This is a genomic window from Lactiplantibacillus sp. B652, assembly GCF_023806745.1.
In the GTDB taxonomy this organism is placed as follows: Bacteria; Bacillota; Bacilli; order Lactobacillales; family Lactobacillaceae; genus Lactiplantibacillus; species Lactiplantibacillus pentosus.
The window spans coordinates 19,593-21,124 of sequence record NZ_JAMSKY010000019.1; the positions used below are offsets into that span (position 1 = coordinate 19,593).

Below are 1,532 nucleotides of genomic sequence, written 5' to 3' on the forward strand. Positions count from 1 at the left end.
CAGACAGTTCCAAGTTCTGCAACGGATGCTGCTGATACAAGTAATTCTGATAGCTTAGATTCCAATATTTATGGAACCGTTAATGTAAAAGATTGGGATTATCAAAATGATTCTAATACCTTTAATCTGACTAGCTATCATGGACAAGATACTAGACATATTATTGTGCCAAATCTAAATGACTTTGATAACGCTGGAGTAAAGATTGGAAATGCAACTGGAGTTGGGATTTCATCAAAACTAGCCAAGAGTTTGGCATCCCGAAGTTTAGCATTTGCAATAAGCAAGACGTCTGGAAAATATAGTGATAAAGTCACTGCAACTGACAATGATTGGTCATCTGTATTTTATAAGACCGGTCTGATAAATGCAGATGTAAGTAACCTGGATACACGGAATATCACGAATATGGACTCTTTATTTGCTTTTAGTACTGGGTTAAAAACAGTTGGCGATCTAAGTCATTGGGATACCAGTAATGTTACTGATATGTCGAACATGTTTAAGGAGAGTCCTTTACTTAGTGATGCAGGTAATCTAGGTGATTGGGATACTAATAACGTTGCTGATATGTCTTGGATGTTTTACAATAGTAAGCTTGTTCTTGGTAATATAGGTGATTGGAATGTAAGTAATGTTAGAAATATGTCTTGTATGTTTTATTGCTATAATGGCGTGATTGGCGATCTAAGTCATTGGGATACCAGTAATGTTACTGACATGTCTAATATGTTTTTTGCTTCTTCGGCATCAGTATCTGGTTTAAACACTTGGAACATTAGACCAACAACGGATATGCTTTATATGTTTACTGCTTCGTCTTTACCATATAAAATCGTTGCATCTAATGAAGAATCAATTATACCCAATCAGGTTACTCTTAAAGACAATACTGGAAAAATTTTAGCTATTATTGATACTCCAACAATTTATGACTCTAGGGAATCTGTCAGGTCAACCATTTACCGTATAGTACAAGCTGAAATTGATAAGCTTAATAAATTGAATCATACTTCATATGAGACTCCTAAAATTATTTTAGATGGAGATGACGATTATTCAATAGCTAATGCAACATATGTCGTTAATAACGAAAGCCAATCTAAAACTGGTTTAATCAATTACGTTGACCAGGATGGTAAAGTAGTAAAAACTGACCAAGTTTCAGGAAAAGTTGGCGATAAAATTGATGTTAAGCTCTCGTTACCGGATGGTTATGAGTTAGCTAATAAGGATGAACAGGTCCCATCCACTATTACAGTTGGTGATGATGGCATTAAAACTATCATTATTAATATTAAGAAGATTCCTATAACCAAAACAGGAACTATCAACTATATCGATCCAGATGGCAAGGTAGTAAAAACTGACCAAGTTTCAGGAAAAGTTGGCGATAAAATTGATGTTAAGCTCTCGTTACCGGATGGTTATGAGTTAGCTAATAAGGATGAACAGGTCCCATCCACTATTACAGTTGGTGATGATGGCATTAAAACTATCATTATTAATATTAAGAAGATTCCTATAACCAA

At 34.6% G+C, this 1,532-nt stretch carries 1 protein-coding gene; it reads left to right on the forward strand.

What is annotated here, in order from left to right; translation table 11 throughout:
* The coding region (locus tag MZO40_RS15555; RefSeq protein WP_252133397.1) for a BspA family leucine-rich repeat surface protein at positions 1–1,532 on the forward strand (1,532 nt) is incomplete at both ends.